This is a genomic window from Nitrospirillum amazonense, assembly GCF_007828035.1.
In the GTDB taxonomy this organism is placed as follows: domain Bacteria; phylum Pseudomonadota; class Alphaproteobacteria; order Azospirillales; family Azospirillaceae; genus Nitrospirillum; species Nitrospirillum amazonense.
Genome location: NZ_VITV01000002.1, coordinates 91,069 through 116,669, shown reverse-complemented (window position 1 = coordinate 116,669; position 25,601 = coordinate 91,069). Strand labels below are relative to the sequence as shown.

Genomic DNA, 25,601 nt, shown 5'->3' with positions numbered 1-25,601 from the left:
GGGTCCCCTTCCCTCAGTCCGTCAGGACGACGCCGGCGAACGGGCGCCAGCTCAGCCAGACCTCATCGTCCCAGGTGATGGGCAGCTCGGTCCGCCGGGTCACGTTGGGCGCCGTCGCCCGCACGCGCTTACCGGAGGCCAGGTCGATCTGGTAAATGGAAATGTCGCCCAGATAGGCGATCTCGCGCACCACGCCGCGCGTCACGTTCCGGCCACCGTCGGCCTCCGCCGGCTTTTCCTTGGTGATGCTGACCTTCTCCGGCCGGATGGCGACCCAGCAGTGGCTGCCCGCCGCCAGATGGGCGGTGTGGGTGACATAGAGGTCACAGCCGGCCTCCACCGAGCGGATGAGGGAGTGGTCGGGCTCCGATTCCACGATGTTGCCCTCGAACATGTTCACCGACCCGATGAACTCCGCCGTGAAGCGGCTGTTGGGGTATTCGTAGATCTCGGTGGGCGTGCCCACCTGGGCGATGGCGCCATGGTCCATGACCGCGATGCGGGTGGACATGGTCATGGCCTCCTCCTGGTCGTGGGTCACGACCACGAAGGTGACGCCCAGCTTTTCCTGGATGTTCACCAGCTCGAACTGGGTCTGCTCGCGCAGGCGCTTGTCCAGGGCGCCCAGCGGCTCATCCAGCAGCAGCAGCTTGGGCTTCTTGACCAGGGAGCGGGCCAGCGCCACGCGCTGCCGCTGGCCGCCGGACAGCTGGTGCGGCTTGCGTTTGGCAAAGGGGGTGAGCTTCACCAGTTCCAGCATCTCCGCCACGCGGGTGCGGATTTCATCCTTGGGCACGCCGTCCTGGCGCAGGCCGAAGGCCACGTTGTTCTCCACCGTCATGTGGGGGAACAGGGCGTAGGACTGGAACATCATGTTGACCGGCCGGTCGTAGGGCGGGATGCCCGCCATGTCGACGCCGTCGATGAAGATGCGGCCCTCGGTCGGCTGCTCGAACCCCGCCAGCATGCGCAGCAGCGTCGTCTTGCCCGATCCCGACCCGCCCAGCAGCGAGAAGAATTCGCCCCGGTAGATCGACAGGCTGACATTGTCCACGGCCGTGAAGTCGCCGAAGCGCTTCGTCACCTTCTCGATCCGGATGTACGGCTTGGCGGCCGGATCATGCCAGGGCTCGAACTTCACGGCCGGTGATTTGGCGGCCGGCGATTTGCCAATGGGACCGGTGGCGGCCGGCCGGGGACGAGGGTCGGGGGCGTCGGACATGAGGCGGCGGATCACGATGTTGGAAGTGGGCCCGATGGCGGACGTCCGATGGGCGCTTCCTGAATGAGGGAACCGCCTGCCCGGAATAGCGTTCCGAACCTGCTGAATGCCAGGGCGCGCCCCCGCTGTCCACAGGAACTATGGGGTCTGCGGCCCTGGGCCGCGCGTTTTTTCGCAGGTGCGATTTCGCGCAAAAATGCCAGGAATGAGGGGCGGCCAAGGCTCAAGAAAAAGGGCGCCCCGGCAGGCGGCGCCCCTGTTCCCTGACCCCGGCCGGGCGGCCTAACGGCCGGTCTTGATGCGGGTCCAGGTGCGGTTGCGCTCCTGCTCCGCCCGCTGGGCCAACTGCTTGATGGTGAACAGCTTGTCCATCACGTCCTTGGGCGGATAGATGCGCGGGTTGTCCTTGATCTCCGGCTTCAGCAGGGGCAGTGAGGCCGGCACGGCGTTGGCGTAGGAGACGGCGTTGCTGATGCCGGCCATCACCTTGGGGTCCAGCATATAGTTGATGTAGGCGTAGGCCTCGGCCACGTTCGGCGCCCCGGCCGGGATGGCCAGGGTGTCGAACCACAGCTGGGCGCCTTCCTTCGGGATGGCGTAGTCGATCTTGACCTTGCCGCCGGAGCGGGCCTGCGCCTGCAGCACGTCGCCGGAATAGCCGATGGCGACACAGGCGTCGCCGCTGGCCAGCGGATCGATGACGGACGGAACGAAGGTCTTGATGTAGGGGCGGATGCTGGACATCAGCTCGCCCGCCTTCTTCACGTCGTCCGACTTCTCGCTGCTGGGCGGCAAGCCCAGATAGTTGAGGACGGAGGGTAGGATGTCAGCCGGGCTGTCCAGCACGACGATGCCGCAGCTGGCCAGCTTCTTGGCGCTTTCCGGATCGAACACCTGCTTCCAGCTGTCGATGGTGGCGGTGCCCAGCGCCGCCTTCACCTTGTCCGGGTTGTAGCCGATGCCGACGGTGCCCCACTGGTAGATGGCGGCGTATTCGTTGCCCGGATCCACCTCCGCCAGGCGGGCCATCAGGACGGGGTCCAGGTTCTTCAGGTTGGGGATCTTGGACTTGTCCAGCTTCTGCACCGCTTGCGCCTGGATGAACTTGCGCAGGGTGGGCTGAGCCGTGGGGACGATGACGTCGTAGCCGGAATTACCCGTCAGCAGCTTGGCTTCCAGGGTTTCCAGGTCGGTGTAGACGTCGTACTTGGTCTGGATGCCGGTAGCCTTGGTGAAATCGGCCAGCGTGGTCTCGCCGATGTAGTCGGTCCAGTTATAGACGTGGACCGTCTTGCTCTGCGCCCAGGCGGCACCGGCCACCGCCACCACCAATCCCGCCAGCAGCGGCACCAGCTTCTTTTTCATCCACGTCCCCGTTCTTGGAAATCGGCCGGGCCCCATCGGGCATCCCGTTGCAGGCCCTGGTCGGCGGCATTTGCACCCCATGCGACAGGCCCTGTCAAGCAGCGGGGACGGCCTGTCGCCTATTTGTACTACACCCTGCGCGCAGGTCCGCGCCCTGTGGGACAAGCTGCGGAAAATACTGGCACCTTTGCCCACCCGCCCGGCATCAGGTCGGCGTGCCCCGCGCCGCGATCTCCCGCGTCTCCGGTGTGAGCGGCCGCGCCTCCTTGCCGGCCTGGAACAGGGGCATGGGCTTGGGCTCCTTGGGCCGGAACTGGTTGAAGCCGGTCAGTTTGCCGCTGGCCTGTTCCAAGGCCACACGCTCCTGATCACGCCGCCGCACCTCATCCGCCGTCTCGCGCGCCTCTTCCTCGGACAACCCCAGGAATTCCAGCGCGCCCTGGCCGAAGGCCAATGCCGATTCCAGGGTTTCGCGCACCTGCAGGTCCACGCCCGCCGCGATCAGGTGCAGGGTGTGGCGGCGGTCGTAGGCGCGCACCAGCAGGCCGGCGTGGGGGAAGCTGGACTTCACCAGATCCACGATCTTGTTGGCGGTATCCTTGCCGTCCACGCACACCGCCACCGCCCGGGCCCGCCCGGCGCCGGACGCATGCAGCACGTCCAGGTTGGTGCCGTCGCCGTAATAGATCTGGAAGCCGAAGCTGGCGGCCGCCTGGATCATCTCCACATCCGTGTCGATGATGGTGACATCCAGTCCGCGCGCCAGCAGCGTCTGGCTGACCACCTGGCCGAAACGGCCGAAGCCGATGATCAGCACCGCGCCGTCGAGGCCATCCGGCCGCGCCAGGCCGGCGGTGTCCGGCGCCGGTTCGGGCAGCAGGCTCCACACCAGGCGCACGGTCATGGGCGTCAGCACCATGGACAGGATGACGGTGGCCGTCATGACGGCGTTGACCTGCCCATCTAGCACGCCGACGCCCATGCCGGCGCCATAAAGCACGAAGGCGAACTCGCCCCCTTGCGCGAACAGGGTGGTGCGCTGGACAGCCTCCCGGCAGTCGGCGCCGGAGACGCGGGCCACGGCGTAGATGCCCGCCGCCTTGGTCACGACGCAGCCCGCCAGCACCAGCAGCACCATGCGCCATTCCGCCGCCACCACCGACAGGTCCAGCGACATGCCCACGGCCATGAAGAACAGGCCCAGCAGCAGGCCGCGGAAGGGCTCGATATCCGCCTCCAGCTGGTGGCGGAAGCCGGAGCCGGACAGCAGCACCCCGGCCAGGAAAGCGCCCATGGCCATGGACAGGCCGCTGCTTTCCATCAGCAGGGCCGCCCCCAGCACCACGGCCAGCGCCGCCGCCGTCATGGCCTCACGCACCCGGGACCCGGCCAGCAGGCCGAACAGCGGGTTCAGCACCCAGCGCCCGGCCACGATGACCACGGCCACGGCGGCGGCGGCCACGGCCACACCCACCCAGCTGCCGCGCAGATCGTGGCTAGCCTCCGGCGCCAGCAGCGCAACGATGGCCAGCAGGGGCACCACCGACAAATCCTCCAGCAGTAGGATGGACATCGCGCGCTGACCGAAGGGGGTCGACATCTCCCCCTTCTCCTCCAGAGTCTGGATGATGGCGGCGGTGGAGGATTGGGCGAAGCCCATGGCGGCGACGAAGGCCACGGCGGGCGGAAAGCCGGCCAGCACGCCGGCGATGGTCATGAGCGCGCCGCAGACGGCCGCCTGCGCCACGCCCAGGCCGAAGATCTGGCGCCGCAGGGTCCACAGCTTGGCCGGCCGCATCTCCAGCCCGATGAGGAACAGGAACATGACGACGCCCAGCTCGGCGAAATGCAGCACCGCCGCCGGATCGGCCAGGATGCGGAAGCCGAAGGGGCCGATGGCCAAGCCGGCGGCCAGATACCCCAGGATGGCCCCGAAACCCAGCCGCTTGAACAGCGGGGCGGCCACGACGCCGGCGCCCAGCACGGCCACGATCTGCATCAGGTCGACGCCGGACGACGTGTCGGTCACGCGGGATACCCCCAAGCTTGCCCCAATGGTCCCCGCCCGAATGGTTCGGGGCCCGATGGGCTGGACCCTAACAAGGATGCGATGACCGGAGCAAGGCGGCCCCGGTCATCGCATCCGATTAGCGGAAGTAATGCGGTAGGAAGCGTGAGGTACCGGTGATGATGGGCCCTGGATCCTCGCGCACGCACAGGCCGGCGGCCTCGTCCCCTACCACCCAGGCGCCCAGCACCACATGCCGGCCGTCATCACGGGCCAAGTCCACCGCACGCTGGTAAACCACGGGCCCCTGGCCGTAGGCGCCGGGGGTGCGCACTACCTCCCGGCCGTCCCGCACCAGGCGGATGTTGGCGCCCTCGCGCGCCTGCATGGGCTTGGCGATCCAGTCCGGCCCCACGGCCTCGGCGGTGAAGCCGGCGGGCAGCAGGTTGGGATGGTCGGGGAACAGGTCCCACAGCACGGTCAGGATGGCCTTGTGCGACAGCAGCATCTTCCACGGCGGCTCCACCACCGTCAGGTTGGCGGTCGGGAGGTGGACGCCGAAGCGCTCCGCCGCCAGCCATTCCCAGGGATAGAGCTTGAACCACAGCGCCAGCGGCCGGCCCGCCGCGTCAACGAAGCGCGTCTTGTCCTTGTCCCAGCCCACCTGGGTGATGGGCAGGTGGGCGGCGTTCAGCCCTGCCTGACGCGCCGTGTCCACCAGGTACTCCACCGTCCGCAACTCCTCCTCATAGTCGGCGTAGGACGACAGGTGGACAAGGGCGCCGGATGGCTGGCGCCGGCCGATTTCCCGCCAGCGGGCGATCAGCCGCTCATGGATGGAATTGAACTGGTCGGCATCGGGCAGGACGTCGCGCAGCCAGAACCATTGCACCACCGCCGATTCGATCAGGGTGGTGGGCGTGTCGGCGTTGTATTCCAGCATCTTGGGTTCGGCCAGTTCCTCCCGGTCCGGGTTGAAGGCCAAATCGAAGCGGCCATAGAGGGCGGGGTCGTCCCGCCGCCAGCTGTCGATGACATAGGCACGGTAGGCCGGGCTGAGGCCGAAGCGGTCCATCAGGCGCGGCGTCGCCACCACGGCCGCCACCGCCTGCAGGCATAGCTGGTGCAGCGTGTTGGTCGCGGCCTCCAGCCTGTCGACCTCCCCGGCGGTTAAGGCGTAGGCGGCGGATTCATCCCACCACAGGCCGTCGGCCTCACTGCCGGGCGGCAGGCCCAGAGAGTGATAGGTCAGGCCCTGGGATTCGATACGGGCGATCCAGTCGGCCCGGGGGGTGAAGCGAACGCGTTCCATGATCGCGGGCCTCCCTACTCGCCACCGCCACCGCCACCGCCGCCGTGGCCGCCACCTCCCTCACCGCCACCCCCGCCGTGGGCGGCGGCGCTTTCGCCGAAACCACCGGTTTCAACGCCGCCGGACTTGGACCCGGCGACATAGCTCGCGCCCCCGCCATGGCCACCGCCGCCGGAACGGCAGTCCGCCTGCTGGTCCGCCTTGCAATCCTGATCATGCTTTGAATCACATCCGCTCAACGACAGCGTCGTCGCGGCGGCCAGGGCCGCCAACGTGATGTGGTGGCTGCGTTTCATGGATTTGGTTCCCAAAGGGTTGGCACCGGGGGTGCACCCGATCAGTCGGCTCACACTGAAAGCCCCTGCTTAACGGGGCATCCCCGCGCAGCGAAGGGTGCGCCGGCGCCGGTCCCGGCACCAATGGCACCGCGACATGTCAGGTCCTGCATAATTGTGCGAGACAGCGGTTTGGACGCGCATGCCGGGTGGTGCGCCCATCCCCCCTTGACGCCCCCCTTGACGCCGTGACGCCCATGGCGCACATGGCTTCGCCACTCCCCGTCCAACCCGGTGCCCATCCCATGCCTTGGCGTCCCATGACGGCGGCCGACCTGCCCCCCGCCTTCACCCTGGCCTGCGCCATCCATGTCGACTTCTTCGAGGCGCTGGACATCATGGCCGACAAGCTGGCGGCCTACCCCGCCGGCTGCCTGACGTTGGAGACGGCCAATGGCGGTATTTCCGGCTACGCGGTCAGCCACCCCTATGCGCGGGGCCGCGTGCCCAAGCTGAACCACCTGCTGGGCGGCCTGCCGGCGGACGCCGACATCTACTACATCCACGACATCGCCATCGACGCCGCCGCGCGCGGCAAGGGTCACGCCGAGATGGCGGTGGACTTGTTGGCGGCGCACGCGCGGAGTGCCGGCTTCCGCGAGATGCGGCTGCTGTCCGTCAATAATTCCGGGGCCTTTTGGCGGCGGCGCGGTTTCAGCCCCGCGCCGGATGAACAAGTGGACGTGTCGTCGTACGGCTCGGATGCCACTTATATGCGACGGGTTCTTTAAACCTTTCGCCCATAACGTGATGGCAACGATGTCAATATAGCAACGGTGCCTTGTCCAAGGTCCGGGTATAGCCAGCTGTTAGAGCGGCGGCGTTAAGCCGCACCCTTTTTCTGGGCCCCTTTCTGGTTGGTGGTAACCGATGTCATTCCTGAACGCGCTGCGCGGCATCAGCGGCCGCATCCTGCTCATTCCGCTGCTGGCCGTAATCGCGCTGGCGGCGCTGGGCGCCGTCACCGTCGTCACCTCCAGCCGGACCCTGATGGAGGAGCGGCAGGCGCGCGCCCGCGTGGCGGTGGAGGCGGCGATATCGCAAATCCAGACGCTGGAAGCCAAGGCGAAGGCGGGTGAAATGCCGGAGGACAAGGCCAAGGAGCTGGCCTTGGACCTGGCCCGCGCCTTCCGCTACGACGGCGACCACTACCTGATCATCCACGATGACACGGGCCTGACGCTGGCCAGCGGGCAAAGCCGCACACTGGAGGGCAAGCGCAACATGGACAGCGTCGACGCCAACGGCGTCCACTATGCCCAGGACCAGCTGCAGCGCGCCAAGGAGGGTGGCGGCTTCAGCTATTACGTTTGGCCGCCCAAGACGGGCGCGCCGCCGGCGCCCAAGGCCACCTACAACAAGCTGACCAGCGGCTGGGGCTGGGTCGTGTCCTCCGGCATCTACATCGACGACGTGGACGCGGCCGCCCGGGCCAGCGGCTATCGCACCGCCGGCACGGTGGGGCTGCTGGCGCTGGCGACCTTCGGCCTGGCCCTGTGGCTCAGCCGGGGCATCACCGGCCCCCTGCTGCGCCTGACCAATACCACCAACCGCCTGGCCGACGGCGATCTCAGCGTCACCGTGCCGGGCACCAGCCGCACGGATGAGATCGGCACCCTGGCCCAGGCGGTCAATGTGCTGCGCGACCGCTCGGCGGAGGCCGTGCACCTGCGCGAGCGCCAGGAAGGGATGAAGGAAGAGGCGGAGCGGGAGCGCAAGGCCGCCCTGGCCCGCCTGGCCGACGAGTTCGAGGGCAGCGTGAAGACGGTGGTGGACGGCATCGCCGCCGCCACGACCGAGATGGCGGCCAGCGCAGACGCCGCCACCACGGCCGCCGCCCGGGCGGAAGACCAGACCACCTCGGCCGCCGCGGCCGCGGAACAGACCAGCGCCAACGTGGCCACCGTGGCCGCCGCGACGGATGAGCTGAGCGCTTCCATCCATGAGATCGCCCGCCAGATCACCCAGTCGTCGGAGATCGCGGCCGGCGCCGTGGCCGAAGTCGGCCGCACCAGCACCGCCATGGGCGACCTGGCGGCCTCGGCCGCGCGGGTGGGCGACATCGTGGCGCTGATCACCGGCATCGCCGGGCAGACCAACCTGCTGGCGCTGAACGCCACCATTGAGGCGGCACGGGCGGGTGAGGCCGGCAAGGGCTTCGCGGTAGTGGCGTCGGAGGTGAAGAACCTCGCGACCCAAACCGCCAAGGCGACGGAGGAGATCCAGGCCAAGGTGGCGGAAATCCAAGGTATGACGGATGCCGCCGTGGACGCCATCGCCGGCATCGGCCAGACCGTGAACCGCATGAACGAGATCACCGCCGCCGTGGCGGCGGCCGTTGAACAGCAGGGGGCCGCAACGGCGGAGATCGCCGGCAACGTCCAGCAGGCGGCCACCGGCACGCAGCAGGTCTCCGGCAACGTGACCGCCGCCCGCCAGGCGGTGACCGAAACCGGCCAGGTCGCCCACACCGTGCGCACCGCCGCCGGCGAATTGTCGGTGGAAGCCGAGCGCCTGCGCGGCCAGGTGCACGGCTTCCTGGCCAATATCCGCTAGGAAGCGAGACCAGCGGCAAGAGCGATCGCTCTTGCCGCTGTAGGCCCCGACGGGGGCCGCCGGAGATTGCCGGGGAGCGTCAGCGGACCGGACATCGAGGATGGCAAGCCGGCGGATGCCGGCGCCCGCAGGGCATCAAACATTGAGCAATAAATTCTCCCGCTCCCAACTGGAGATCACCTGCTGATAGGCGGCGTCCTCGGCTTGTTTCACCGCCGTGACGCAAGCGACGAAGCGCTCGCCGAAGATCTCCCGCAAGGGACGGCTGGCGTTCAGCTTGGCCAGGGCGTCGCCCTGGTGGCGGGGCAAGGTGAAGGCCAGGCGATGGGCGGTGCCCTTCACCGGCTCCGTGGGTTCCAATTCCTGCACCATACCCAGATAGCCGCAGGCCAGGCTGGCGGCGATGGCGAGGTAGGGGTTCGCGTCGGCGCCGGCCACGCGGTTCTCCACCCGCCGCGCCTCCGGCTGGCTCAGGGGCACGCGGAAACCGGTGGTGCGGTTGTCCCGCCCCCAATGGACGTTGATGGGCGCGTCCGACCCCTGCACCAGCCGGCGATAGCTGTTCACGTTGGGCGCCAGCAGGGGCATGGCGCTGGGCAGGTACTTCTGCAGGCCGGCGATATGGCTCATGAACAGGGGCGTGTCGCAGCCATCGGGATGGCCGAACAGGTTGCGCCCCGTTTTGGCGTCCACCAGCGACTGGTGGATGTGCATGGCGCTGCCCGGCTCATTCTGCATGGGCTTGGCCATGAAGGTGGCGTAGATGCCATGGCGGATGGCCGCCTCGCGCACCGTGCGCTTGAACAGGAAGACCTGGTCGGCCAGGCTCAGCGCGTCGCCGTGGTTGAAGTTGATCTCGATCTGGGCGGCACCGGCCTCATGGCTCATGGTATCGACGTCGATGTCCTGCTGCTCGCAGTAATCGTAGACCGCCTCGAAAATGGGATCGAACTCGTTGACCGCGTCGATGCCGAAGGCTTGGCGCCCGCTTTCCTGCCGGCCGGAGCGGCCAACCGGCGGGACCAGGGGATAGTCCGGGTCCTTGTTCACCGCCACCAGGAAGAATTCCAGCTCGGGCGCCACCAGGGGCTTCCAGCCGCGCTCGGCATAAAGCTCCAGCACGCGCTTCAGCACCCAGCGCGGGCTGATGTCCACGCTGGTGCCGTCGGCATAGACGCAATCGCAGATGACGGCGGCGGTGGGCGCCTCATACCAGGGAACGAAGCGCACGCTGCCCGGGTCAGGCAGCATGTAGACGTCGGAGTTTTCCGGGTTGGTGACGCTGTTGGGTGGCGTGTCGCCCGTCACGGTCTGGATGAACACGCTTTCGGGCAGGCGCAAACCGCGATCCCGCAGGATGCGCAGGAACTTTTCCGCCGGGACGATCTTGCCCCGGGCGATGCCCGACAGGTCGGGCACCAGGCACTCCACCTCGGTGATGCGGTTGCTGCGGATGAATTCTTCCAGGACGGCCATGGGGTCGTACACCTCGATATCGGGGATGGGACCGCCGCTCACGGGCGATCCGAACCGGACAAAATCGACAGGGACCGTCCCATCATATCGGGGCGGGAATGCGGCATGGCAGCGGCCAAAGCTGGCGGGAACCCTAGCGCTTGCGGCTTATGCCGAGGTGACAGCGCCCCCATCGGATGGTATGTGCGGACGGGTACGCCCCCTCATCCTCCCGGATCGTCCCGCCGCCATGCCGTCCCCAACCCTTCCCCGCGTCCTGAGTTTCATGGCGTTGATCGGCCTCGCGGCGTTGCTGGCCTACGCGACGGTTTCACCCACCCTGGACCTGGCCGCGGCCGGTTGGTTCTGGACGCAGCAGGCGGGCTTCGCCTGGCGGGCGGATCCGGTGGCCAACCTGCTGCACGAGGCGGTGCAGGTGGGCGCCCGGGTGATGGCCGGCGTGCTGGTTCTGGGCACCGCCTGGACCGCCTGGCGTCGCCGGCCCCTGCTGGGGGCGGACGTGCGCGCCTGGGGCTTCCTGCTGCTATCGCTGGCCATCGGGCCCGGCCTCCTGGGCAATGCCGTGCTGAAGGATCATTGGCACCGCGCCCGCCCCGTCCAGGTGGTGGAATTCGGCGGGGCCGCCCCCTATACCCCGCCGGTGCTGCCGGCGCCCAAGGCCAATTGCGGGCGCAACTGCTCTTTCGTCTCGGGGGACGCGGTGCTGGCCTTCTTCCTGCACAGCTTCGCCTATACCGCGCGGCGGCGGCAGCGCCTGTGGCTCTATGGCGGGCTGGGCGCCGGGGCCGGCGCGGGCCTGCTGCGCATTGGCATGGGCGGCCATTTCTTCAGCGACGTCCTGTACGCCGGCCTGCTGGCGGTGCTGACCAGCGCCCTGCTGCACGCCGCCCTTTACAGCCGCCGCGCCACCCTGGCGCTGTGGTGCCGCTGGCTGCCCGGCTGACATGAGCACCTGCTGGCCGGACAGCTGGTACGTCCACTCCTCTCCGCCCGGCCCCGCCGTTGCAGCGCTGGCGGGCGATACGGACTGCGACGTCTGTGTCGTCGGCGCCGGCTACACCGGCCTGTCCGCCGCCCTGACCTTGGCGGAACGCGGCTACAACGTGGTGGTGGTTGAGGCGGAGCGGGTGGGCTGGGGCGCCTCCGGCCGGAACGGCGGCCAGCTGATCAGCGGCTATAACAAATCCATCAGCGCCATCGCGCGGCTTGGCGGCGCCGACGACGCGCGGCGCCTGTGGGCCTTGGCGGAAGAAGCCAAGGCCCTGCTGGTGCGGCGGGTGGACCGGCACGGCATAGCCTGCGCCCTGCGCTGGGGCTACATCAACGCCGCCGCCAAGCCCCGCCACCGCCGGGATTTGCTGGCCCAGCTGCGCGACGCGGACGCCGTGGGCTATGACCGCCTACGCCTGGTGGAGGGCGAGGCGCTACGCGCCCTGCTGGCCAGCCCGCGCTATGATAGCGGGCTGGAGGATATGGGCAGCGGCCACCTGCACCCGCTGGCCTACGCCCAAGGCCTGGGACGCGCCGCACGGGAGGCCGGCGCGCGCCTGTACGAGAACACACCAGCCCTGGCCATCACCACGGGTGCCGCCCCGGTGGTGACCACACCCCGCGGCCGCGTGCGGTCCCGCTTCCTGGTGCTGGCCGGCAACGCCTACCTGGGCGACCTGGCGCCGCCGCTGACGCGCACCCTGGTGCCCATCGTCACCTACATGCTGGCGACGCAGCCCCTCGGCACGGAACGGGCGGCGGCCCTGCTGCCGGGCGACCACGCGGTGTCGGACACCAACGTCGGCCTGCACTACTTCCGTCGCAGCGCCGATCACCGCCTGCTGTTCGGCGGCCGCGTCAACTACGCCAACCGGGCGATGCCTGACGCCAAGCCCAAGCTGGCGCGGGACCTGGTCCACTGCTTCCCTCAGCTCAAAGACGTGGGCATTGATCATTTCTGGCACGGCAGCGTGGGCATGACCGTCAGCCGCCTGCCCCAGTTGGGCCGCCTGTCGCCCACCACCTACTACGCCCACGGCTACAGCGGCCACGGCGTCGCCCTCACCGGCATCTGCGGCCACTTGCTGGCCGAGGCCATCATGGGCCAGGCTGAGCGCTATGACGTCTTCGCCCGGCTGCCCCAGCACCCTTTCGTGCGCGGCCCTTGGCGCGTGCCCCTGCTGGTGCTGGCCGGCCTGTGGTACCGCCTGCGCGACCTGCTGTGAGAAAAGCCGGAGCGCAGCGACCAGCCCGCGGCCGCAGGCGCTGGAGATTTCTGGGAAGCCGAAGGCGGACTGGAAATCGGGGATGAGCCAAGGGCCGGACGGCCCGCCGGCGCTTGAGGAATCAGAAAAACGGCAGTTCGGCTTCCACCGGTTCCGGGACCGGCGCCCTGGGCATGTCCGACAGGGGGATGTCGAAGGTGACGACCTCGGCCGGGATGCCGATCAGCAACAGCGGGCATGGATTGCCCACGCCCCGGTGCACCCGGTCCTCCAGCTTGCGCCAATGGGTGGTGGCCGCTCCATACTTGTCCTGGCAGAAGGAGGCGGCCCAGGCCTCGGCGAAGGACGGCGCACCGCCGGCCATGCGGCGGGCCACGTCATCCTGCTGTCGGGTGGTGGGGCGCAGGCCCAGGGCCAGCACGTCGGCGTCGCAGGTCAGGCCCCGCCCCTGGGCGAAGCGGCGCACCATGGGCACCATCTCATCCTGCAGGCTACGGCCCCGGGTGACGATGACGCCGACGGAGATGACACCCTCGGCATGCAGTCGCTTGAAGTTCTCCAGGTCCCGGTCGAAGAACGGGTCCTTATTGTTCCACTCGATCTCCAGCGCGATGACGCCGACGCCGGGCACGTCGCGCACATGGTCCACCTCGTGGCTGATGGACTCGCGCCGCTTGCCGTTCACCCGCTTCTCGATGGTGAAGTGCGCCTTCTCCCATCCATGCTCGGCCAGGGAGCGGCGAAGGCGTTGGGTGATCTTGGCCTCACCGCCGCCAGACCCGACGATTTCCGTGACGGGGATGGACAGCGCGCCGATGACGGCGTCCAGCTCGGCCATGGCGTCGGGGAAGTCGACGCCCAGGATAGCCCGGGCATGGGACAGGAACTCCACCTGGAAGCCACGCTGAAGCAAGGTAGGGAACATCTGGAGGTAACGTCCGCTGGCGAAAACCGAGGCGGGGACCCTACCCGATCCTATGGCCCTGTCGATACCGGATCCGGCACAGGCACCTCTGGCGCGTTCAATGGCCGCTAGCGGAGGCCGCTGGCCAAGGCATCAGCTATCGTCGCCGGGATACGTCGGTAGGGCATCTATCTCCATCGGCCATACGGCTTCCGGTCCCTTGCTGTCCGGGAGATGCGTAGTCGCCCGCGGCAGGGGTCGTCTAAGGTCTGCGCCGCGAAGCGGGGTCGCGCTAGCGACTCGGGGAGCCGGACCGCCGGCCCGGCCGACAGACCGTCCCTGATCGCGAGATCGAGTAGGACGCCAGGATGATCATGCCTGATCCGTTCAACCAGGAAATGACCTGAGAGGCGAGCGTGAGTGCTGAGCAAGATTTCACGACAACACTGCAACTAAACTCCGCCGGCGACATGGACAAGGCGGAAGACTGGATTCGGGCCAATATTCGGGGTCGCTGGGCCGTGGAGTTTCTGGGCATGGAAGAAAAACTCGACCCAGGCCTGAACCGCCGTTCCCAGGTCTTGCACGTGTCTTTCCGTTTCGGCCTGCGCGAGGATCTGGAGCGGTTCAAGCGTGACTACGCCGGCATAAAAACGCCAGGATCCTCCACCCCAGCCACGGCGGGCGCCAAACGGCCGAGCGGAAAAGCGCCGGCGGCGAAGCCCAAAAGCAAAGGGATTTTCGCGTGGTTGCGCTCGTGAGGACGCACCCCAGATCCATCCGCTTATCGCTTCCCTTCTAGTCGGAAAGACCTATTTTCCGCGCCGGTCGTGTCTCTAGATTCCCAATGGTTTCATGCTTCTGACCACTATCATCCGGAAGCTTTCAGGAGTACCGCTGACAAGGATTGGCCACGGATGTCCTCCTGGCCGCCGCTGGCCAATTCAGGACGTTGAAAAACGGCCTGCCTAATGGAGTAGGCATATGCCCTGCCAATCCTTTTTCGCACTTGCAGCAGAGTATCGGATAGTGTCAGGATCGCGTCAGGCGTTTAGAAATACATTCTCGGATATGCGATTTCAGTGCCCCTGTCACGCTCTGTTAATCGCCCATAAACAATCAACCGCAGGCTGGAGCCATGCGTAAATTAAAAGAAACCTTCAAGCTGCCGCTTATTTTTGATCGGCGCTTCCTTGCATATTTTCATGACATTTTGGTTGCTGGGATTTCGTTTATTGTTTCGCTGTACCTGAGGGTTGGGGATGGCATCATCCACTATACCCAAGCCCTGGTTCCCGGCGCGGCACTCTTCACCATCATCGCCGCCGCCGCCTACCGACTGTTCGGTATGAACTCGGGCGTTTGGCGCTACGCCTCGTTGCGCGATCTGATGGCCATCGCGCGCGCCGTCACCACCACCATCCTGGTCTTCCTGCTGCTGATGTTCCTGGTGACGCGGCTGGACGCCCTGCCCCGCTCCGTGCCGCTGATCAACTGGTTCGTGCTGGTGGTGCTGCTGGGCGGGCCGCGCCTGCTGTACCGCCTGGCCAAGGACCGCCGCCTGGCCGGCATTCTGGAAAGCAACGCCCGCGACCGCATTCCCGTGCTGCTGGTCGGCGCCGGTGACGAAGCCGAGATTTTCATTCGCGCCATGGCCACGGATCGCGACGCCGCCTATCGCGTCGTCGGCATCCTGGACGACAAGGGCGGCCGCATCGGCCGCGAGATCCACGGCGTGAAGGTGCTGGGCCGCCTGGCCGAGCTGTCGTCCGTGGTCGGCGACTTGGCCGCCGGAGGGCAATGCCCGCGCCGCCTGATCCTGACCCGCCCCCGCGCCCGCCTGTCGGGCACCAGGCTGGGCGCACTGGTGGAAAAGTGCGAGGCGCTGAATCTGGTTCTGGCCCGCCTGCCCGACCTCACCGACTTCCGCGACGCCGTGAACGAGGGGCCCATGACCGTGCGCCCCATCGTCATTGAGGACCTGTTGGGCCGCCCCCAGGTGGCCCTGGACAAGGGTGCCATCGACGGCCTGGTCGCCGGGCGCACCGTGCTGGTCACGGGTGCCGGCGGCACAATCGGTTCCGAACTGACCCGCCAGATCGCGCAGCTGAAGCCGCGCCGTCTGATCCTGCTGGATCATGGCGAGTTCAACCTCTACTCCATCGAGATGGAGATGCGGGAGAACTGCCCGGACCTGGATTGCCGCGCCGTGCTGGCCAACGTCCGCGACCGCAACCGCCTCATGGAGGTCTTCCATGAGGAGAAGCCGGAACTGGTGTTCCACGCCGCCGCCCTGAAGCATGTTCCCATGGTGGAGCTGAACCCGGTCGAGGGCGTGCTGACTAACGTCATGGGCACGCGCAACGTCGCCGATGCCGCCATCGCCGCCGGTGCCGCCGCGATGGTGCTGATCTCGACGGACAAGGCGGTGCGGTCCACCAACGTCATGGGCGCCACCAAGCGCATCGCCGAGTGCTATTGCCAGGCCCTGGACATCGTGGCGTCCAGTGGCGCCGGCAAGGGCTGGCAAACCCGGTTCATGACCGTGCGCTTCGGCAACGTGCTGGGCTCCACCGGATCGGTGGTGCCGCTGTTCAGCCGCCAGCTGCGCGCCGGCGGCCCGCTGACCGTCACCCACCCCGAAGTCTGCCGCTACTTCATGACCGTGCGCGAGGCGGTGGAACTGGTGCTGCAGGCCTCCGCCTACGGCATGAACGCCGGGCGCGACGACCGTGGCCGCATCTTCGTGCTGGACATGGGCCAGCCGGTGAAGATCGTCGACCTGGCCCGGCAGATGATCCGCCTGGCCGGCCTGCGCCCGGACAAGGACATCAAGATCACCTTCACCGGCCTGCGGCCCGGCGAAAAGCTGTATGAAGAGATGTTCGCCGCTGCCGAACCGCCGGAACAGACCTCGGCCGAAGGCGTGCTGGTGGCCTCGCCCCGCGCGGTGGACCTGGCCATCCTGCGCCGCTCGCTGGATGAGCTGGACGCGGCCTGCGCCACCGCCGACGCCGCTCGCCTTCAGGCCCTGCTGCACCATATCGTCCCTGACTATAGCCAGCTGGATCCGGTTCCCCTTCCCTCGGAAACCGTGCTGCCAAATCAAGCGTAGCGTCCTGAGGCTTGAAAAGCGAAGGCCCGGAACCGCCAAGTTCCCGGGCCTTTTGTTTCGGTTGAACACAAGTCGATGGCAGGCCCTCATAGGTCCGGACCGGCGCCGCCGGAGCCTGGGGGAACGACATCTCTGAGGGTCAAGGCACCCGGGCGAAACGCACCGGCGCGTCCGACCAATCCACCAGGACGATGGCGTAAGGGCTGGTCAAGCTGCCCGTGGCGGTGTTGCGCGAGGACTGGTCGAATTCGTGATATTCGACCACCAGGCGGTCGCGCATGCCATCCCGATGTTCCACGCGGGTGTTCACCACCTCCACCCCCGCGCCGGATGAGTTGCGGGACCCGAGGAAAACACCCAGCGCCATCAGCCGTTCCGGCAGAGCGCCGGGGACACGCATCCCCACCAGGTCCCACAGCGACTGCCATTCGGCGGCGTTGCGGGCCACCAGGTATGTCGTGCTTTGCGCCCGGCTCAGCCCGCCGTGCCATTCGCCGCGCCCAACAAGACTGGGGGAAACGGCGGGGGGAAGGGCGTTGTCGTCCGGCGGCGGCTCGCCCCCCAGCCACGCCAAGCTGCCGGAACAGCCTGTCAAGGCGGCGCTCATACCCAGAGCCAGCCCCAGCGCAGCCACACGGCGCGCCGGCCGTGCACGGTGGCCACGACATCCATCTCCCGCCCGGCTGTCACAGCGGGCGGAAGCCGCGACCCGGGAACCCTCCCGGCGGATGGACCGGGGCCGGATCATGCCGCCCGGGGCAGAACGGTTTCCACCAGGGTCGCCCAGTAGCTGGCGCCCATCGGCAGAACGTCGTCGTTGAAGTCATAGCGCGGGTTGTGCAGGGAGCACCCCAGGGCGCTGCCGCCCTGGCCCAGCCAGACATAGGAGCCGGGGCGGGCGTTCAGCATGTAGGCGAAGTCTTCCGCCCCCATGCTGGGCCCCATGTCGCCCAGCACGTTCTCCGCCCCCGCGACCTTGGCGGCCACGGCGGCGGCGATGACCGTGGGGTCGGCATGGTTGATGGTAGGCGGATAGCCCAGGTGGTAAACCAGCTCACCCGTGGCACCGAACACCGGTGGCAGGGTCCGCACCAGATTACGCAAGCCATCCTCCAGCTGCTGGCGTATCTCGGGCGTCAGCGCGCGAACGGTGCCGGCCAGCTTCACCTCGTTGGGGATGATGTTGAAGGCCGTGCCGGCATGGATGCGGGTGATGCTGACCACGCCGCACTCCACGGGCGAAAGGCCGCGGCTGACCAGGGTCTGCGCGGCCACTACAAGCTGGGCCGCGACCACCACCGGGTCCACCCCCAGGTGCGGCTGGGCGGCATGGCCGCCGCGGCCCTGGATGGTGATCTCGAACCGGTCGGCGCCGGCCATGACCGGCCCGGGGCGCACACCCATCTTACCTGGCGGCAGTTCCGGCCAATTGTGCATGCCGAAGACCATGTCGCAGGGGAATTGCTCGAACAGCCCTTCCTCCACCATGCGCTTACCGCCGCCAGCCCCTTCCTCGGCCGGCTGGAAGATGAAGTTCACGGTGCCGGAGAAGTTGCGTGTCTCGGCGAGATAGCGGGCGGCGCCCAGCAGCATGGTGGTGTGCCCGTCATGGCCACAGGCGTGCATCTTGCCCGCCACCTTGGAGGCGTGGGCGAAGGTGTTCTCCTCCTGCATGGGCAGGGCGTCCATATCGGCGCGCAGGCCGATGGTCTTGCCAGTGTCCCGGCCCTCCCCCTGCAGCACGCCCACCACGCCGGTGCCGGCCAGGCCGCGGTGCACCTCGATCCCGAACTCGCTCAGCTTCTCGGCCACGAAGGCGGAGGTTTGCGTCTCTTCAAACGCCACCTCAGGGTTTTCGTGGATGTGATGCCGCCAAGCCGTCATGTCGGCGTGGAAATCGGCGATGCGGTTCTGAATGGCCATAACGGAATCTCAAGGGCACGCGAAGGCGAGGCGCTCTGCGGAAAACGGGGCGATGGCATTTCCCAACCGGGACGGCGCCAAGCGCACGGGTTCGACCACCGCATCATAGCCACGGCCAGGGGGGAACCGCCAGGGGCTTCACCCGCCCGTCATGCGCCCCCGACCGTGTGGGCCGCCCCCAACGGCGCCCGCAGCCTGTGGGAAGACGTAACCCGCACCGGCGCCTGTGCGGTTTTATCGCGCCGCCTCCAGCGGCAGGTGCAGGATGACCTTGAGGCCGCCCTCCGCCCGGTTCTCCAGGCGGATTTCACCGCCGTGCGCACGCACCACGTCGTTGGCGACCGACAGGCCCAAGCCGGTGCCGCCGGTGTCGCGGGAGCGTGAGGCCTCCAGCCTGTAGAAAGGACGGAAGACGTTGTCCCACTCCGCCTCCGGGATGCCCGGCCCCTGGTCGGTGACGGAGACGGCCACCGTCTCACCCTGCACGGCCACGGCCACGTCGGCGCTGATACCGTATTTCAGGGCGTTTTCCACCACGTTGGTGAAGGCGCGTTTCAGCGCCGTGCGCCGTCCGACCACCCGCACCGGGCCCGGCGCCGGACTGAAGCCCACGGGCTTGCCGGCGTCCCGATAATCCTCCGCCGCACGCGACAGCAGCAGGTTGAGGTCCAGGGGCTCCAGCGTTTCCTGCGCCGCTTCGTCCCGGGCGAAGGCCAGCGTGGCGCCGATCATCGACTCCATCTCGCCCAGATCTTCCAGCATCTTCTCGCGCACGCCGTCGTCGTCCACGAACTCGGCCCGCAGGCGCATGCGGGTCAGCGGCGTGCGCAGGTCGTGCGACACGGCGGCCAGCATGCGCGTGCGATCCTCCACGAAGGCGCGCAGTCGGCGCTGCATCTTGTTGAAGGCGGCGGCGGCCAGCCGCACCTCACGCGGGCCGGTCTCATCCAGCGAGGGGGCGTTCATGTCCACGCCCAGCCGGTCGGCGGCCGCTGCGAAGCGGCGCAGGGGACGGGTGGTGAAACCCAGCACCCAGGCGGACAGCAGGATGGCCACGGCGGCGCTGCCCGCCAGCGAGGCCAGGAACCCCGGTTCCGACAGGGCGTCGGCCCCGGCCATGGGGATGTGCACGTTCAGCCAGCTGCCATCGGCCAGCTGGTGGCTGGCCATGACGTACTTGGGCTCCGGCGGGGGGGTGGTGATCGTGCCGAAGGGCGGCAGGGCGATCATGTCCGTGTGATGGGGGCCGGGTGGATTCACCTTGGGCTTCTCATACACGTCCAGCGACACGTCCTGGGTGGTGCCGGCGACGTTGACCTTGAAATTGCCGTCGCGCAGGCCTGCCAGCATCTTGTCACGGATGTCGGCCGGCTGGTGGTCCACCACGCCGGCAATGCTGGCGAGACACCCGGCCAGCTGCCCGCTCTGCGCCGCGGCCACGGCCTCGGCCCGATCGGTGCGGTAAAGCCCCAGCGCGATGGCCTGGCTCAGCAGGATGCCGCCAACCAGCACGGCGAAGATGGAATACGACATGCGGTCGGTGACGGCCCTCATGGCGTGCCGACCTCGGCGGAGAAGATATAGCCGCCGGATCGCACCGTCTTGATGATGGCGGGGTCGGCGGGGTCGGTCTCGATCTTGCGGCGCAGGCGGCTGATCTGCACGTCGATGGACCTGTCGAAGGGGCCGGCGGCGCGGCCGCGGGTGATTTCCAGCAGGTCGTCGCGCGACAGCACGCGGCGGGGCCGCTGCACCAGGGCCAGCAGCAGCTCATATTCCCCGGCCGTCAGCGCGATCTCCTCGCCCGAGGCGGCGCTGAGGCGGCGCTGGGCGGGGTCCAGCATGTAGCCGGCGAAGCTGAAGGCGCCCGCCGCCGGGCTGCCGCCCACGTTGGCCGCCTGCGACCGGCGCAGCACGGCCTTGATGCGCGCCACCAGCTCGCGCGGGTTGAAGGGTTTGGGCAGGTAGTCGTCGGCCCCAATCTCCAGGCCCAGGATGCGGTCGGCGTCCTCGCCCATGGCCGACAGCATGACCACCGGCGGGCCGGATTCCGCGCGGATGGCGCGACAGAGGGCCAGGCCGTCCTCGCCGGGCAGCATCAGGTCAAGGACGATCAGGTCGATGTTCCGGTCGGCCAGGAACTTGCGCATTTCCTGTCCGTCGCGAGCGGCGGTGACGCGGTAGCCGTGGCGGGTCAGGTAGCGGGTCAGCAGGTCGCGGATTTCCCGGTCGTCGTCGACCACCAGCAGATGAATGTTCTCAGACATCTCTCGTCCCATATGCGGGCCCGAACCCGCCCGCCGGACAACGCCTCACAAGGCGCTTCCCAAAGGGCGTATCCGAGCATGGACAACTGTACCGGCAATCTCCGTCGCGTCCGACGGGGATGTTGTAACGACACTGTAAATGCCCGCAAGGCCGGTTACGCACTGTTTCATTCGACCGGCCTGGCGGAAATCTCGGCGAAACAGGGCCATGGTCAGATGGGACCGTCAACGAAAACAGGAAAGCCTGAGGCCCCGGGGGCCAAACTTCAGCCAAACCCACCCGGCGGCCCGCTAAAAGCCCCCACCCGAGGAGAACCACCATGAACCGTTTCGCCGCCCTGATGACCGCCACCGCCCTGCTGGTGGGCGCCGCCGCCCCGGCCTTCGCCGACGACGCGATGGTCAGCAGCTCTGACGCCCGCAAGGCTGTCCAGGCTTATCTGCAGGCCCACGACAAGGCCAACCTGCGTGTCGGCAGTGCCACCCGCAAGGACGAGTACTACAACGTCCCCGTCGTCACCGCCGAGGGCATTCCGCTGAAGTCCTTCCGCGTCGACGCCACCAGCGGCAAGGTACTGGACCGCTAACCCTTCCCCTTCCGCGGAGCCCCGACGGGGAATCGTGGGCCGCCTGGCGGCCCCTCCGCACCGATGCGAGACCGGTGGTGGTGGCGCCCCTTCCCCGCCACCGGTTCGAAACGGGATGGCCTGATGGTCGTGTGGCCATCCCCGATCGCACCCGGCGGACGGCGAGCGCGTAGCGCCGTCCGCCGGCTTCCCTTCGGCCGACAGTTCCGGCCGCCCTGCTCCCCCCTCGGAGACGCCCCATGAAAAGCCGACGCGGGCCCCTGCTCACGCTGACGGACGGCGGTGAAGGCGGCTCCCTGCAACAGCGCCTGTTCGACCGCCTGCGCCATGCCATCGCCACCGGCGTGGTGGCGCCCGGCGAGCGCCTGCCCTCCACCCGCACCCTGGCCCGCGACATGGGCCTGTCGCGCAACACCGCCGTGGCGGCAATCGAGCGCCTAACGGCCGAGGGCTACCTGGAATCCCGCGTGGGATCCGGCACCTTCGTGGTGGAAAACCTGCCCCCCGACTACGCCCCGGCCGAGGTTCGGGCCCCGGCGCCGCGCGCCCAGGGCCCGGGGCCGGCGGAAACGGCCCTGCCGTCGCCCACCCTGCCTTTCCGTCCCGGCATCGCCGCCGGTGACCAGCTGGACATCGAGGCCTGGCGCCGAGTGCTCAGCCGTTCCTGGCGCAGCCTCTCGGCCCGCGCGCTGGAGCGGGACAGCGCCCCCGGCTGGCGCCCCTTGCGCGTGGCGCTGGCCAGCTTCCTGGAGGCCAGCCGTGGCCTGCGCTGCCATCCCGACCAGATCCTGATCCTGCCCGGCCGCGCCGCCGCCCTGGACCTGGCGGTGGGCCTGGCCGCCAGCCCGGGCGACCGGGTGTGGACGGAGGATCCCGGCTGCCCCCTGACGCAAGCCCTGGTGCGACGCCTGGGCATGACGCCCGTACCCGTTCCAGCCGATGCCGACGGGCTGGATCCCGCCAAAGGCGCGGCCCTGGCGCCGGATGCCCGGCTGGCCGTGGTCACCGCCAACTGCCAGATGCCGCTGGGCACGGTCATGAGCCTGGAACGCCGCCAAGCCCTGCTGGACTGGGCCGCGCGCGCCGACGCCCACGTGATCGAGGATGACGGCGACGGCGGCTTCACCTTCGAAACCCGCCCGCCGGCCACCCTCATGAGCCTTGACCGCTTGGGGGATCGCCCCGGGGCCCACCTGGGGGACCGGGCCGCCCAGCGGGGCGGCCGCGTGCTGCATGTCGGCGGGTTCGAGCGTATTCTCTACCCCGGCCTGCGCATCGCCTATCTCGTGGTGCCGGACCACCTGCTGGACCGGGCGCTGGAGATGCGCGCCCTGTTCGAGTTGCACGCCCCCGTGGTGGAGCAGAGCGCGCTGGCGGAGTTCATCGACGAAGGGCACCTTGCCTCCCACCTGCGCCGCTCTCGCCTGACCTACCAGGAACGGCGCGAGACGCTGATCGATGCCGCCCGCCGCCTGTGGGCCGGCGCGCTGACCCTGACGCCGGCGGCGGCCGGGCTGCAGATGGCGGCCAAGCTGGCCGACGGACTGGCCCTGAAGACGGTACCCGGCATTTCCCCCACCCTGGCCCCCGACATCGCCCTGCGCCAGGCGGCGCGCGCGCGGTCCATTGACGTGACGCCGCTCAGCAGCTTCCACGCCGGCCGGGGCGGCACCCAGGGCCTGGTGCTGGGCTATGCCGCCTTCCCCCCACCCCTGATCCTGAAGGCGGCGCAGCGCCTGGCCGAGACGCTGGAGGCGCATGCCAGCGGTACCGCCTGCGCCTATTGATTACCCATCATCCCGGTCCATGGAAAATATCGTTGCGCCCGCTCAAAAGGCCGTGTTCGACCAAAGACGGACCGCTTGGGCAATTTGTCCAGCGGATCCGGGCTTTTCACCCCGGGCTTTCGGGGTTAAGGTCCATTTGCCCGCCGAATTGATCAACATCAAAGCTGATGGCCCCGGTCCACTGGCATGGTACTTCTGCTCGGTCGCGGCCTGCCGGCACTTGCCAGCGGTGATTTCGCTGCCCACTATGAGGACAGTGAGCACTTGGTCGGTGATGGTTGTCGTGTCGACCGGTAGCTTGCCGCCGGTCTTCTAGGATTAGAGGACCGCTCCACGAAGGAGCCATCGGACAGATGGATTACGAAGCCTTTTTCCGCTCCCAGATCGATGGCCTTCGCCGCGAGGGCCGCTATCGCGTGTTCGCCGATCTGGAACGCCGCGTGGGTGAGTTTCCGATCGCCTCCTACTACCCTTCCCCGGATGAGCCGCCGCGCGACGTGACCGTGTGGTGCAGCAACGACTATCTGGGCCAGGGCCAGAACCCGGTGGTGCTGGCGGCCATGCGCGAGGCGCTGGCCAAGTCCGGCGCCGGCGCCGGCGGCACCCGCAACATCTCCGGCACCAACCACTACCACGTGCTGCTGGAGCGGGAGCTGGCGGACCTGCACCGCAAGGAAGCGGCGCTGCTGTTCACCTCGGGCTACATCTCCAATGAGGCGTCGCTGTCGACGCTGCCCAAGCTGTTGCCCAATTGCGTCGTCTTCTCCGACGCGCTGAACCATGCCTCGATGATCGAGGGCATCCGGCACAGTGGTGCTGAGAAGCATATTTTCCGCCACAACGACCCCGAGCATCTGGACCAGTTGCTGAGCCGATACCCGGCCGACCGCCCCAAGCTGGTGGCGTTCGAAAGCGTCTACAGCATGGACGGCGACATCGCCCCCATCGCCGAGATCTGCGACGTGGCGGACAAGCACGGCGCCATGACCTATCTGGATGAGGTCCATGCCGTGGGCATGTACGGCGCCCGGGGTGCCGGCGTGGCGGAGCGTGACGGCGTGCTGGACCGGTTGACGGTCATCGAGGGCACGCTGGGCAAGGCATTTGGCCTGATGGGCGGCTACATCACCGGTTCGGCCGCCCTGGTCGACTGCGTGCGCAGCTTCGCCTCCAGCTTCATCTTCACCACCTCCATCGCCCCGGTCATCGCCGCCGGCGCCGCCGCCTCCGTCCGCTACCTGAAGGAGCATGACGAGCTGCGCGTGCTGCATCAGGAACGGGCGGCCACGCTGAAGCGTCTGCTGACGGAGGCCGGGCTGCCGGTCATGCCATCTGTCAGCCACATCGTGCCGGTGCTGGTGGGCGATCCGCGCCTGTGCAAGCAGGCCAGCGACGATCTGCTGACCAAGCACGACATCTATGTCCAGCCCATCAATTACCCCACCGTGCCCAGGGGCACGGAACGGCTGCGCATCACGCCCACGCCCTTCCACGACGACCATCACATGGCCCGCCTGGTGGATGCCTTGCTGGACGTGTGGAGCAGGCTGGAACTGCGCAAAGCGGCCTGAGGCCGTCACCTGATGAAAGGCCGCCCACCCCGGGCGGCCTTTTTCATTGAAGCACCACCAACCGATACCAATGCACTGGAGCGCCGCGACGGTCCGCGTCTTGCGCTCCGGCGCACCCGCGGGCTAGATCCACGGGATATGTTTGAGGGGCGCCATGGTTGAGCAGACCGATTTCGACGATCTTGTTGAACAGCTCAAGGTCGAGTTCCGCGACGACGTCCATGATCGCCTGGGCGCGCTGTATGAGACGCTGAAGGCGGTGTCGCTGGGGCGCATCCCCACCGCCGACGGCCTGCTGGCCATCCGCCGCGACGCCCACAGCCTGCGTGGTTCCGGCACCTCCTTCGGCTTCCCCCTGGTCAGCCTGATCGCCCAGCGTCTGGAGGCCTACCTGACGGGCCTGAAGGATCTGACGGAAAGCCAGATCGTCGACCTGCACACGTTCGCCGATCGCATCGCCGAGGCCGCGGACCGGGACGACACGCCGGACCTGGCGGCCACCAACGCCGTCATCCGCGCCCTGCCCTCGCGCTATGAGTTCGACATTGCCGACGTGGAAGTCCACGACGTCGACATCATGCTGGTCAGTCCCAACAAGATCGTGGCCCGCCGGGTGGCGGCGGAATTGGCGGCCTGCGGCTTCAAGGTCAACACCCTGGCCGATCCCATCGAGGCGCTGGCCGTGGCCGTGCGCGTACCGCCGGACATGATCATCGCGTCCGCCGTCATGGACGGCCTCGGCGGAGTGGACCTGATCCGCGCGCTGAAGGCCATCTCCCTGACCGAAAGCGTGCCCATGGCGCTGCTGACCAGCCTGGACGCCGCCAGCCTGAAGGGCGTGCCCGGCGAGGTGGCGACCGTGCGGCTGGGCCCTAGCTTTGGCGACGACATCGCCGCCGCCATCACCCATTTCAACCTGGGCTGAGGCAGTTCCAACCCGCAGGCGGCCTGCGCCGG

General features: G+C 68.2%; 21 protein-coding genes. 10 read left to right on the top strand and 11 right to left on the bottom strand.

Annotated features, from left to right (window positions below; all coding sequences use genetic code 11):
- Positions 1–13 precede the first annotated feature (13 nt).
- The 5 genes from FBZ87_RS04515 to FBZ87_RS29090 all read right to left on the bottom strand — a co-directional run bounded on the left by FBZ87_RS04515 (position 14) and on the right by FBZ87_RS29090 (position 6,203).
- Positions 14–1,141, bottom strand: a complete 1,128-nt coding sequence (locus FBZ87_RS04515) for an ABC transporter ATP-binding protein (RefSeq protein ID WP_145609752.1) — start codon at positions 1,139–1,141, stop codon at positions 14–16.
- A 363-nt stretch (positions 1,142–1,504) separates the two neighbouring features.
- Positions 1,505–2,587: a polyamine ABC transporter substrate-binding protein gene (locus FBZ87_RS04510; RefSeq protein ID WP_145609183.1), complete on the bottom strand. Its 1,083-nt coding sequence runs from the start codon at positions 2,585–2,587 to the stop codon at positions 1,505–1,507.
- Positions 2,588–2,792: 205 nt separating this feature from the next.
- A complete protein-coding gene (locus FBZ87_RS04505; protein WP_145609182.1) occupies positions 2,793–4,616 on the bottom strand; it encodes a monovalent cation:proton antiporter-2 (CPA2) family protein in 1,824 nt (607 codons plus the stop codon).
- Positions 4,617–4,734: 118 nt separating this feature from the next.
- A complete protein-coding gene (locus tag FBZ87_RS04500) occupies positions 4,735–5,907 on the bottom strand; it encodes a glutathionylspermidine synthase family protein (RefSeq protein WP_145609181.1) in 1,173 nt (390 codons plus the stop codon).
- A 14-nt stretch (positions 5,908–5,921) separates the two neighbouring features.
- On the bottom strand, positions 5,922–6,203 hold the full coding sequence (locus FBZ87_RS29090) for a hypothetical protein (protein WP_186454573.1): 282 nt from the start codon (positions 6,201–6,203) through the stop codon (positions 5,922–5,924).
- 284 nt (positions 6,204–6,487) lie between these two features.
- Between FBZ87_RS29090 and FBZ87_RS04490 the strand changes: the two genes are divergently transcribed.
- Entirely contained in the window at positions 6,488–6,973 is a 486-nt protein-coding gene (locus FBZ87_RS04490) for a GNAT family N-acetyltransferase (RefSeq protein WP_186454572.1), read from the top strand.
- 139 nt (positions 6,974–7,112) lie between these two features.
- Entirely contained in the window at positions 7,113–8,798 is a 1,686-nt protein-coding gene (locus tag FBZ87_RS04485) for a methyl-accepting chemotaxis protein (protein WP_145609178.1), read from the top strand.
- A 135-nt stretch (positions 8,799–8,933) separates the two neighbouring features.
- Here FBZ87_RS04485 and FBZ87_RS04480 read toward each other — a convergent pair whose 3' ends face one another.
- Positions 8,934–10,274 carry a glutamine synthetase family protein gene (locus FBZ87_RS04480; protein WP_145609751.1) on the bottom strand — a complete coding sequence of 447 codons (1,341 nt, stop codon included), beginning with the start codon at positions 10,272–10,274 and terminating at the stop codon, positions 8,934–8,936.
- A gap of 229 nt (positions 10,275–10,503) precedes the next feature.
- On the opposite strand from FBZ87_RS04480, the gene FBZ87_RS04475 reads away from it, so the two are divergent.
- Positions 10,504–11,217: a phosphatase PAP2 family protein gene (locus FBZ87_RS04475; protein WP_145609177.1), complete on the top strand. Its 714-nt coding sequence runs from the start codon at positions 10,504–10,506 to the stop codon at positions 11,215–11,217.
- A 1-nt stretch (position 11,218) separates the two neighbouring features.
- Positions 11,219–12,490 carry an NAD(P)/FAD-dependent oxidoreductase gene (locus tag FBZ87_RS04470; RefSeq protein WP_145609176.1) on the top strand — a complete coding sequence of 424 codons (1,272 nt, stop codon included), beginning with the start codon at positions 11,219–11,221 and terminating at the stop codon, positions 12,488–12,490.
- 121 nt (positions 12,491–12,611) lie between these two features.
- Here the strand turns inward: FBZ87_RS04470 and FBZ87_RS04465 are convergent, their stop codons facing one another.
- Entirely contained in the window at positions 12,612–13,415 is an 804-nt protein-coding gene (locus FBZ87_RS04465) for a BglII/BstYI family type II restriction endonuclease (protein ID WP_088871697.1), read from the bottom strand.
- Between the two features lie 395 nt (positions 13,416–13,810).
- On the opposite strand from FBZ87_RS04465, the gene FBZ87_RS04460 reads away from it, so the two are divergent.
- Together FBZ87_RS04460 and FBZ87_RS04455 are read left to right on the top strand one after the other, a co-directional pair.
- A complete protein-coding gene (locus tag FBZ87_RS04460; RefSeq protein WP_145609175.1) occupies positions 13,811–14,155 on the top strand; it encodes a hypothetical protein in 345 nt (114 codons plus the stop codon).
- A gap of 452 nt (positions 14,156–14,607) precedes the next feature.
- Positions 14,608–16,509: a polysaccharide biosynthesis protein gene (locus tag FBZ87_RS04455; protein WP_246134235.1), complete on the top strand. Its 1,902-nt coding sequence runs from the start codon at positions 14,608–14,610 to the stop codon at positions 16,507–16,509.
- 139 nt (positions 16,510–16,648) lie between these two features.
- Here FBZ87_RS04455 and FBZ87_RS04450 read toward each other — a convergent pair whose 3' ends face one another.
- From FBZ87_RS04450 to FBZ87_RS04435, 4 genes are all read right to left on the bottom strand, one after another.
- Positions 16,649–17,116, bottom strand: coding sequence for a hypothetical protein (locus FBZ87_RS04450; protein ID WP_145609173.1), 468 nt, complete (start codon positions 17,114–17,116; stop codon positions 16,649–16,651).
- A 137-nt stretch (positions 17,117–17,253) separates the two neighbouring features.
- Positions 17,254–18,432 carry a M20 aminoacylase family protein gene (locus FBZ87_RS04445; protein ID WP_145609172.1) on the bottom strand — a complete coding sequence of 393 codons (1,179 nt, stop codon included), beginning with the start codon at positions 18,430–18,432 and terminating at the stop codon, positions 17,254–17,256.
- Between the two features lie 234 nt (positions 18,433–18,666).
- Entirely contained in the window at positions 18,667–19,986 is a 1,320-nt protein-coding gene (locus tag FBZ87_RS04440) for an ATP-binding protein (protein ID WP_145609171.1), read from the bottom strand.
- On the bottom strand, positions 19,983–20,699 hold the full coding sequence (locus FBZ87_RS04435; RefSeq protein ID WP_145609170.1) for a response regulator: 717 nt from the start codon (positions 20,697–20,699) through the stop codon (positions 19,983–19,985). Before FBZ87_RS04435 ends, FBZ87_RS04440 begins: the two co-directional genes overlap by 4 nt.
- Positions 20,700–21,019: 320 nt before the next feature.
- Between FBZ87_RS04435 and FBZ87_RS04430 the strand changes: the two genes are divergently transcribed.
- From FBZ87_RS04430 to FBZ87_RS04415, 4 genes are all read left to right on the top strand, one after another.
- Positions 21,020–21,286, top strand: coding sequence for a hypothetical protein (locus tag FBZ87_RS04430; protein WP_145609169.1), 267 nt, complete (start codon positions 21,020–21,022; stop codon positions 21,284–21,286).
- 239 nt (positions 21,287–21,525) lie between these two features.
- The gene (locus FBZ87_RS04425) at positions 21,526–23,073 is read left to right on the top strand and encodes an aminotransferase-like domain-containing protein (protein WP_145609168.1); all 1,548 of its coding nucleotides are present in this window, start codon (positions 21,526–21,528) and stop codon (positions 23,071–23,073) included.
- A 353-nt stretch (positions 23,074–23,426) separates the two neighbouring features.
- Positions 23,427–24,644 (top strand): 5-aminolevulinate synthase, encoded by a 1,218-nt coding sequence (gene hemA / locus FBZ87_RS04420; RefSeq protein ID WP_145609167.1) that lies wholly within the window; start codon positions 23,427–23,429, stop codon positions 24,642–24,644.
- 154 nt (positions 24,645–24,798) lie between these two features.
- Positions 24,799–25,569: an Hpt domain-containing protein gene (locus FBZ87_RS04415; RefSeq protein WP_145609166.1), complete on the top strand. Its 771-nt coding sequence runs from the start codon at positions 24,799–24,801 to the stop codon at positions 25,567–25,569.
- The last annotated feature ends 32 nt before the right edge of the window (positions 25,570–25,601 follow it).